The 8,545-nt window shown below is 68.9% G+C and carries 9 protein-coding genes and 1 pseudogene; 8 read left to right on the top strand and 2 right to left on the bottom strand.

The features are described from left to right. Both ON39_RS50810 and ON39_RS26565 read left to right on the top strand, forming a co-directional pair. A pseudogene (locus ON39_RS50810) lies at positions 1-450 on the top strand (pyridine nucleotide-disulfide oxidoreductase); the annotation flags it as partial. Positions 451-919: 469 nt separating this feature from the next. Beyond that, a complete protein-coding gene (locus ON39_RS26565) occupies positions 920-2,116 on the top strand; it encodes an NAD(P)-dependent malic enzyme (protein WP_040738515.1) in 1,197 nt (398 codons plus the stop codon). 29 nt (positions 2,117-2,145) lie between these two features. On the opposite strand, the gene ON39_RS26560 is transcribed toward ON39_RS26565, so the two are convergent. Together ON39_RS26560 and ON39_RS26555 are read right to left on the bottom strand one after the other, a co-directional pair. Continuing rightward, positions 2,146-2,367 (bottom strand): hypothetical protein, encoded by a 222-nt coding sequence (locus ON39_RS26560; RefSeq protein ID WP_040738513.1) that lies wholly within the window; start codon positions 2,365-2,367, stop codon positions 2,146-2,148. Between the two features lie 42 nt (positions 2,368-2,409). Then, positions 2,410-3,303 carry an ABC transporter substrate-binding protein gene (locus ON39_RS26555; protein ID WP_040738511.1) on the bottom strand — a complete coding sequence of 298 codons (894 nt, stop codon included), beginning with the start codon at positions 3,301-3,303 and terminating at the stop codon, positions 2,410-2,412. A gap of 244 nt (positions 3,304-3,547) precedes the next feature. Between ON39_RS26555 and ON39_RS26550 the strand changes: the two genes are divergently transcribed. From ON39_RS26550 to ON39_RS26525, 6 genes are all read left to right on the top strand, one after another. Further along, positions 3,548-4,432, top strand: a complete 885-nt coding sequence (locus ON39_RS26550; protein WP_169335920.1) for an ABC transporter substrate-binding protein — start codon at positions 3,548-3,550, stop codon at positions 4,430-4,432. A 10-nt stretch (positions 4,433-4,442) separates the two neighbouring features. Further along, on the top strand, positions 4,443-5,606 hold the full coding sequence (locus ON39_RS26545) for an ABC transporter ATP-binding protein (protein ID WP_040738510.1): 1,164 nt from the start codon (positions 4,443-4,445) through the stop codon (positions 5,604-5,606). Beyond that, positions 5,603-6,271 (top strand): ABC transporter permease, encoded by a 669-nt coding sequence (locus tag ON39_RS26540; protein ID WP_040738509.1) that lies wholly within the window; start codon positions 5,603-5,605, stop codon positions 6,269-6,271. The genes ON39_RS26545 and ON39_RS26540 overlap by 4 nt, the downstream gene beginning before the upstream one ends. Next, a complete protein-coding gene (locus ON39_RS26535) occupies positions 6,268-6,984 on the top strand; it encodes an ABC transporter permease (RefSeq protein WP_040738507.1) in 717 nt (238 codons plus the stop codon). Before ON39_RS26540 ends, ON39_RS26535 begins: the two co-directional genes overlap by 4 nt. Positions 6,985-7,132: 148 nt before the next feature. Further along, a complete protein-coding gene (locus ON39_RS26530) occupies positions 7,133-7,948 on the top strand; it encodes a PadR family transcriptional regulator (RefSeq protein WP_246002782.1) in 816 nt (271 codons plus the stop codon). Then, the coding region (locus tag ON39_RS26525) for an MFS transporter (RefSeq protein WP_040738505.1) at positions 7,945-8,545 on the top strand (601 nt) is incomplete at its 3' end. The genes ON39_RS26530 and ON39_RS26525, both read left to right, overlap by 4 nt.

Below are 8,545 nucleotides of genomic sequence, written 5' to 3'. Positions count from 1 at the left end.
ATGTGGCCGGGTGCCGAATTCGACCTGGGCGGTACGGATTCGGGCCGGTTGCGGGCCAGGCAGGCCGCTGCCCTGCTCGCCGTCGCGCGGTGGACCAAGTACAGCGCGCTGGCGCGCACCGAGACGCGCGGCATGCATCGGCGCACCGATCATCCTGGGGCGGAGACGGACTGGCGGGTGCGGTTGATGTCAGGGGGTCTGGACACCGTATGGGTGCGGCCGGACGCCCGGGAGATCGCGGCGCTGGACGCCGGCATGGTGGGCGCGACGGAGATCGACGTGGCGCCCGCGCGCGAGTCCTTCGAGTGCGTCAAGCGCGAGACGCTCGTGCTCGATGTGCGTGGCCCCGCCTGCTCGCATGCCGGGCAGGAGGGGGGACTGGACGCAGGCCGGGAAGCCGAGGACACGACGACCGAGCACCTCACACCGGCCGACCCGATCGCGTTCTGACAACTCACCATCCCGTCGCGCGCGTGCGAGTTTTCCCTTACCGCCTGGTAATTCCGCCCCGGTAGGCTGGGAACCGGCGCGCGACACGGCGGGAACCCGACCGGTTTGGCATGTCGCGGACAGTGCTGGCAGAATATGTCGGATTCCTTTACCTAAGCCACCGCCGGGTACGGGAGTTACGGAGATCTCCGCCTCGCGACGCACCGTCGCGACCCGAGGATCACGCCGCATGTTCTGTCCGGACCTACCCGTCCGGCTCCCGCTCCGCGGATCAGTGCCGCGCCACGTCACGTGAAATCGGCTATGGGTTTTCACGACTCGCCGTGCTCGCGAAACGGACCGGTCAGCGCACTCGATGAGCATAAAGAATCTGCAGGAGCGGAGCCTGCGGAGCGACCATTGACACTTATACCTATATACCCGGCGGTAACCGTCCCCCGGTTTGTCCGGCCCGAGCAGGAGTGAAATCGTGTCACCTGTGACTGACGCACCGAATGCCACCGCAAGTCTTTCCGAAATCACCCACGACGAGATTTTCGCGGGACATCTCGGAGGCAAGCTCTCGGTAGAACTCAGCGCGCCGCTGGAGACCCAGCGCGACCTGTCGATCGCCTACACCCCCGGCGTCGCACAGGTGAGCCGGGCGATCGCGCAGGACGTCGAGCTCTGCAAGCGCTACACCTGGACCGACCGGCTCGTCGTCGTGGTCAGCGACGGCACCGCCGTGCTCGGCCTCGGCGACATCGGCCCGCGCGCCTCGCTCCCGGTGATGGAGGGCAAGGCGGCGCTGTTCAAGAAGTTCGCCGGGCTCAACTCGATCCCGATCGTGCTGGACACCAAGGACGTCGACGAGATCGTCGAGACCGTCGTGCGGCTGCGCCCGAGCTTCGGCGCGGTGAACCTGGAGGACATCTCCGCGCCGCGCTGCTTCGAGGTCGAGAAGCGCCTCATCGAGGCGCTGGACTGCCCGGTCATGCACGACGACCAGCACGGCACCGCCATCGTGGTGCTCGCCGCGCTCAACGGCGCGGCCAAGGTGCAGGGGCGCGCCATCGACGGGCTCAAGGTCGTGGTGTCCGGCGCGGGCGCGGCCGGCGTCGCGTGCACGAATATCCTGCTGGCCGCAGGAGTTCGGGACGTCACCGTGCTCGACTCGAAGGGCATCATCGGCAGCGATCGCAGCGACCTCAACGATGTGAAGGCCGAGCTGGCCACCCGCACCAACCCGCGCGGGCTGACCGGCGGCGCCGCCGAGGCCCTGAACGGCGCCGACGTCTTCCTCGGTCTGTCCGCTGGCCTGATCGCCGAGGAGCTCATCGCCTCGATGGCGCCCGAGTCGATCGTGTTCGCCATGTCCAACCCGGACCCGGAGATCCACCCCGAGGTCGCCGGCAAGTACGCCGCGATCGTCGCCACCGGCCGCAGCGACTTCCCGAACCAGATCAACAATGTGCTCGCCTTCCCCGGCGTGTTCAAGGGCGCGCTGGACGCGGGCGCGCGCCGCATCACCGAGGGCATGAAGATCGCGGCCGCCGAGGCCATCCTCAGCGTCGTCGCCGAGGAGCTCGGCCCGGACAAGATCGTGCCGAGCCCGCTCGACCCGCGGGTCGCCCCGGCCGTCGCCGAGGCCGTCGCGGCCGCCGCGCGCGCCGAGGGCGTCGCGTAACCGGAGAGCGCTCGCGGCTGCTCAGTCGGTCACTTCGTGGAAGGCGCCTTGTCCCGTTCGGGGCGGGGCGCCTTTCTCTTGTCGCGCTGCCTGCGGGCCGAGAGGTGAATCCAGATGTTCATGGCGATCATGGCGATCAGCGCGAAGATCACCGCCGCCGCGAACAACGGATTCCGGTCCGGGTAGCTCGCCCAGACGAACAGCAATATCGCGACCAGCGCCACGTAGCCGCCGATGAACCTGATACTCACGGGTCAGACGTTAGCCAGCTCGGGTACCGAACGTGCGGCGTTCTAGAGGGAGTGGCCGTCGAGCCACTTGCGCGCCTCCTCGGCGGGCCGCGCTTTGTCGTCGCGAACGCTGCGGATCATCTTCGCGAGGTCGTCGGTGGTGAGTTCGCCCGCAACGTAATTCAGCTTCTTGATCTGGCGTTCGTCGAGCACGCCCTTGCGGAACAGGGGCAGCACGTTCTGCGCGCGCACGGCGTAGTCGTCGTCGGACAGGGTCGTCAGGCCGTCGGCGGAATCCGGCACGACGGCGGGCGCGCCGGTCAGCAAGCCCGCTTGAACCTGCCCATCCGACAGGGCCTTTCGCAGGGCGGCCGCGTCGGGGAACGGCACCGTCGCGGCGAAGTCGCAGCCCGCCACCCGGTCCAGCGAAGGCGGTAGCGCGATGAGATCCGGGATGGGCGCGACGCCGAGGGTGAGGGCGCCGCACCGCGGCGTGAGATCGCCGACGGTGCGGATGTTGTCGCGCCGCGCGGTCTCGGCGTTCAGCACGACTCGCGGCCGCAGGTCGGTGCCGTCGGCCTCGTCGGAGACCACCAGCCCCTCCGGCAGCGACTTGCTCAGCGCCTTACGCACATGCTCTGGTATCCGGTCGGCGGCCTTGGTATCCAAATACGCCAGCAGCGCGCCGTTGTGCTCGCCGATGACGTCGATCCGGCCCGCGTCCAGCGCCGCGAGATAGTCGGTGCGACTGCCGAGATGGGGCTCGACCGAGGTCCGCGTGCCGATGCGGGCCAATGCGCCCGCATAAATTTCGGCGAGCACGCTCGACTCGACCGAATCGCCCGCGCCGACCGTGATCCGCGCGCCCCCATCGTCGTTACCGCAGGCTACGGCCAGTGTGGCGGTCGCGACGACCAGTACTCGAGCCAGCATCCGCAGCGACGCGGGCAACACCATCCGGCGACACCAACCCTCCGAGAGACCGACAGAGCTAACACGAACACCCTGAAGCGGGCAGTATGGACACCCAGAATGTACCGGTGGCTGTGTCGCGCCGGGACCTCGCACTGCCCGTCAGGCCGGAAGGACTCCAGTGAAAACCTCGATCACCCCCGATGCCGCGCGGCATGGCCGGTCGGCGCTGCGGCTCGCGCTGCGCGCCACCCGGTTCATCGTCGCCGCCGCGGCGCTGGCCGTCGCCATGATCCTGTCCGCGTGTGGTAACTCCGACCCCCTGACCAGCAAGGGCGACTGCAAGGGCGACGGGCTCGTCGTCGGCTCGGCGAACTTCCCGGAGTCCGAGACGGTAGCCGAGGTGTACGCGGAGGTGTTGCGCGTCAACGGCTTCAAGGTCGACACCAAGCTGAACATCGGCAGCCGCGAGGCCTACATCCCCGCCGTGCGCCAGTGCGCGATCTCGGTGATCCCGGAGTACAACGGCAACCTGCTGCAGTACCTGGACAAGAACGCCACCGCGACCAGCGCGGCCGACGTCAACAGCGCGCTCACCGCCGCCCTCGGCGCGGATCTCGCCGTCGGCACCCCCGCCCCCGGCGAGGATTCCGACGCGGTGGTGGTCACCAAGGCCACCGCCGAGCGCTGGAACCTGCGCTCCATCGGCGACCTGGCCGCCCACTCCGCCGAGGTGAAATTCGGTGCGCCCGCGGAGCTCCAGGAGCGCCCGGGCGGCCTGCCCGGCCTGAAGAAGAACTACAACCTCGACATCGCCGCGAACAACTTCGTGCCGATCGCCGACGGCGGCGGGCCCGCCACCGTGCGCGCGCTGGTCGAGGGCCAGGTCACCGCGGCCAACATCTTCACCACCTCGCCCGCTATCACGCAGAACAACCTTGTGGTGCTGGAGGATCCGAAGCACAACTTCCCCGCGCAGAACGTGATCCCGCTGTTCAACGCGGCCAAGAAGACCGACAAGGCGCTGGCCGCGCTCAACGCCGCCTCGGCGAAGCTGACCACCGCCGAGCTGATCAAGCTGAACGAGGCCGTGTCCGGTAGCAGCAAGACCGAGCCCAAGGCGGCGGCCGTGGCCTGGGTGGCCGCGCAGGGGCTGAACACACCGGCCGGCTAGGGGAAAACCGTTGTCCGATATCGAATTCCGCGGCATCAGCAAGACCTACCCGGGCGGCACCCGTGCCGTCACCGACCTCGATCTGCGCATCGACTCCGGCTCGTTCACCGTGTTCGTCGGCCCGTCCGGCTGCGGCAAGACCACCTCGATGCGCATGATCAATCGAATGATCACGCCCAGTTCCGGCACGATCACCATTGCCGGACAGGACATTTCGAAGGTCGACCCGGTCAAGCTGCGGCTCGGCATCGGCTACGTGATCCAGAGCGGGGGACTGCTGCCGCACCGCACGGTCGTCGACAATGTGGCGACCGTGCCGGTGCTGCGCGGTGATTCGCGCCGCGCGGCCAGGGCGGCGGCGCTGGAGGTGCTCGATCGGGTCGGCCTGGACCGGGCGCTGGCCGGGCGATACCCCGCGCAGCTGTCCGGCGGGCAGCAGCAGCGGGTCGGCGTGGCCAGGGCGCTGGCCGCCGATCCGCCGGTGTTGCTGATGGATGAGCCGTTCAGCGCGGTCGACCCGGTGGTGCGCGCCGAGTTGCAGACCGAAATGCAAAGGTTGCAAGCCGAATTGCGCAAGACCATCGTGTTCGTGACGCACGACATCGACGAGGCGATCACCCTCGGCGATCGCGTCGCGGTGTTCGGGCGCGGCGGCGTGCTGCAGCAGTACGCCGCGCCCGATCATGTGCTCGCCCAGCCCGCCACCGATTTCGTCGCCGATTTCGTCGGACGGGATCGCGGCTACCGCGGGCTGTCCTTCCGCACGGCGAAAGACGTTCCGCTGCACGAGGTCCCGACCGCTACCGCGGCGCAGGTCCCCGCGCTGCGGTTGGACCGCGGCGACTGGGTGCTCCTGGTCGACGCGGACGGCAAGCCTGCGGGCTGGATCGACGTGACCGGCGTCGAGGCGGTGCGCGGCGGGCGTCCGCTGGCCGACAGCACCTCCGCGGGCGGTTCGCTGTTCACCCCGACCGGCGACCTGCGTCAGGCGCTCGACGCGGCGATCTCCTCGCCGTCCGGAATCGGTGTGGCCGTGGACGATTCGGGCGCGGTCCGCGGCGGCGTGCTGGCGACCGAGATCCTGCAGCAGCTCGCCGACCAGCGGGCGGTCGAAGACGCCGAGCGCAACCGGCACTTCTTCGAACAGGAAGTGAGCGGCGGGGGTCCGGCGTGAGGTACCTGATCGACAACTTCGCCGAGATCATGGGTTTCACCAAGACCCATCTCTATCTGGCGCTGGTGCCGCTGGTGCTCGGATTGATCATCGCGATTCCGTTGGGCGCCTTGGTTCGCCGCGTGTCCTGGCTGCGGCGGGCGACGGTGACCACGGCGAGCCTGGCGTACACCATCCCGTCGCTCGCGCTGTTCGTGATCATCCCGCCGCTGGCCGGGATCTCGACGATCGACCCGCTGAACGTCATCATCGCGCTGACGCTGTACTCCACCGCGCTGCTGGTGATCGCCGTGCCCGCCGCGCTGGACTCGGTGCCCGCGGACGTGATCGACGCGGCCGACGCGGTCGGGTTCAGCTCGCTGCGCCGCACGCTCACCGTCGACATGCCGCTGGCCATCCCGGTTTTCGTGTCCAGCCTGCGGGTCGTCGTGGTGACCAATATCGCCATGGTGTCGGTGGGCGCGCTGATCGGGGTCGGCGGTCTCGGCAAGCTGTTCACCCAGGGCTATCAGCGTGACTATCCGGACGAGATCGTCGCGGGCATCATCGTGATCCTCGCGCTCGCTTTGCTTTTCGACCGCCTCGTCTACGCGCTCGGCCGCTGGTCGACCCCGTGGGTGCGGGCCGACGCGAGCTCGGCCAAGGCGAAAGGCGCTGCTGCATGAACCTTTTCATTGACGCCTGGCACTACCTCACCGACGGCGCGAACTGGAACGGGCCCGCTGGCATCCAACACCGCCTCGCCGAACACCTGTGGTACAGCTTCCTCACCATCGTGATCTCCGCCGCGGTCGCGGTGCCGCTGGGCCTGGTGATCGGGCACACCCGGCGCGGCGCCGCCGTGCTCGTCGGCTTCGCCAACGCCATGCGGGCGCTGCCGACCCTCGGCCTGCTCACCTTCCTGGTGCTCGGCCTCGGTCTCGGCCTCATCCCGCCGCTGCTCGCCCTTGTGACAGTGGGCATTCCGCCGCTGCTGGCCGGCGCGTACGCCGGAATCGCCAATGTTCCAGCCGATGTCGTCGACGCCTCGCGCGCCATGGGCATGACCGAGACGCAGATCCTCTTCCGGGTCGAGGTGCCCAACGCGCTGCCGATCCTGCTCACCGGTCTGCGCGGCGCCACTCTTCAAGTGGTCGCCACCGCCACCATCGCGGCCTACGTCAATCTCGGCGGGCTCGGCCGCTACATCTTCGACGGCATCAGCCTCTATCGATACGACCGCGTGCTGGTCGGCGCGCTGCTCGTCGCAGTCCTGGCGATGGTCCTCGACGGGGTACTGGCTTTCACGGTCTGGGCAAGCACGCCCGGGACCGGGCGACTCCGACGGGTCGAGACCCTGCCGGTGGCTCCTGACCTCAGCGTGCGCACCGCCGACTGACCACTGACGAGACCGGCCCCGACTCATGTCCGGGGCCGGTTCGTTGTGCGCGTGATCACCCCGGTTCGGGCCGCTCCGATCTTGCGGCCATCTTGTTCCGCGCCGTATATTCCACAAGGAATATTTAGTGCGGAGCATATTGGAGTCGATGGCTTCGGCTCGGGTGGGTATCCGCCGCTCGAGCGATCTGTGGGAGGTGACGGAGATGGCGCAGCAGGCGCGTCCGGCGGTGACGCCCTTGGCGATCGCTGTGCTCGCGCTGCTCGAGGAGCAGCCCATGCATCCGTACGAGATGTACCAACTGCTGATCTCGCGCCGTGAGGACGCGCTGATCAAGGTGCGCCCCGGGTCGCTGTATCACACGGTGGCGCGGCTGGCCGAGCAGGAGTTCGTCCACTCCGAGGGGGTAGACCGCGCGGGCAACCGCCCCGAGCGCACCACCTACCGCATCACCGAGCGTGGACGCGCGGCGCTGCGCCACCGGATCACCGAGATCATGCGGTACCCCGCGCCCGAGTATCCGGTGTTCCCCGTCGCGCTCGCCGAGGCGCACAATCTGCCCAAGGACGACGTGATCGCGTTGCTGCGCGAGCGGCTCGGGCACCTGGAGGCCGAGCTCGGCGAGCTCGCGACGCTCATCGGCTGGGCCACCGAGCACAAGGTGCCGCGCCGCTACACCCTCGTCATGCCCTACCTGCACGCCATGGTAGCCGCCGAGATCGCCTGGGTCAGCGGCTTTCTCGCCGAACTGGCGAGCGGCGAACTGGAATGGGACGACTTCGACCCGGAGACCGGCGTTCGCGCGCCCAAGCGCCACCACCATCCGTGGACCAGGCAGCACCACGGCGAGCCGCCGCCGACGCCGCACACCAGGCGTCCGGCGCACCCGGCCGAGGTCACGCCGTGGCACGCACCACTTCCCCCGTCATCGGGCATCTCCGAGATAGGAACTCCGAATCCATGACCACTCAACGCAATCCGTGGCTGGCGCTCACCGCGCTGGTCGTCGGCTTCTTCATGATCCTGCTGGACATGACCATCGTGGCGGTCGCCAACCCGGCCATCATGACCGACCTGCACGCCGACATCTCCAAGGTCATCTGGGTGACCAGCGCCTACCTGCTCGCCTACGCGGTGCCGCTGCTCGTCACCGGCAGGCTCGGAGATCGCTTCGGCCCCAAGAACATCTACCTCATCGGCCTCGCCGTGTTCACCGCCGCGTCGCTGTGGTGCGGCCTGTCGGGCACCATCGGCATGCTGATCGCCGCGCGCGCCGCGCAGGGCATCGGCGCCGCGCTGATGACGCCGCAGACCATGGCGGTGATCACTCGCACCTTCCCGCCGGACAAGCGCGGCGCGGCCATGGGTCTGTGGGGCGCGGTGGCCGGCCTCGCCACGCTGGTCGGGCCGATCCTCGGCGGCGTGCTGGTCGACGGCCTCAGCTGGAAGTGGATCTTCTTCGTCAACGTCCCGATCGGCCTCGTCGCCTTCGCGCTCGCCGCCTGGCTGGTCCCCGCGCTGCCGACCAACCGGCACAAGTTCGACATCCCCGGCGTGCTGC

It is taken from the genome of Nocardia tenerifensis NBRC 101015 (assembly GCF_000308715.1).
Classification (GTDB): Bacteria; Actinomycetota; Actinomycetes; order Mycobacteriales; family Mycobacteriaceae; genus Nocardia; species Nocardia tenerifensis.
This window is presented reverse-complemented; position numbering and strand designations above follow the sequence as displayed.